Origin of the sequence: Acinetobacter sp. Colony158, assembly GCF_019264745.1 — a bacterium.
GTDB lineage: Bacteria > Pseudomonadota > Gammaproteobacteria > Pseudomonadales > Moraxellaceae > Acinetobacter > Acinetobacter ursingii.
The window spans coordinates 356,697-357,050 of the sequence record NZ_CP078523.1 but is presented as its reverse complement, the minus strand read 5'-3'; the positions used below and the strand labels follow the sequence as shown (position 1 = coordinate 357,050).

The 354-nt window shown below is 49.4% G+C and carries 1 protein-coding gene; it reads left to right on the top strand.

Translation table 11 applies throughout. The annotated features are described in order from the left end of the window. On the top strand, window positions 1–354 hold a 354-nt coding region (locus tag JR005_RS01050), incomplete at both ends, for an IS66 family transposase (protein WP_228731729.1).

Genomic DNA, 354 nt, shown 5'->3' with positions numbered 1-354 from the left:
GTGCTGATTCAGAAACTGTATGCGATAGAAGCAGAACTCAGGAAAAAGACCGATGGTACGGCAGAACAGCGCCGCGAATACCGACAACAGCATAGTCAACCGGTGATGCAACAACTGTATGAATGGCTTAACCAACATCAACTGACTGTGCCATCGAGTTCTCCCACCGCCAAGGCCATCAATTACACTCTGAAGCGTTGGCCAGCTTTAAGCCGCTATCTGGATGATGGCAATCTACCTATTTGCAATAATTGGATTGAAAATCAGATGCGTCCCTGGGCGTTGGGGCGCAAGAACTGGCTGTTTGCAGGTTCGCTGCGCAGTGGTCAGCGAGCAGCCAATATCATGACATTA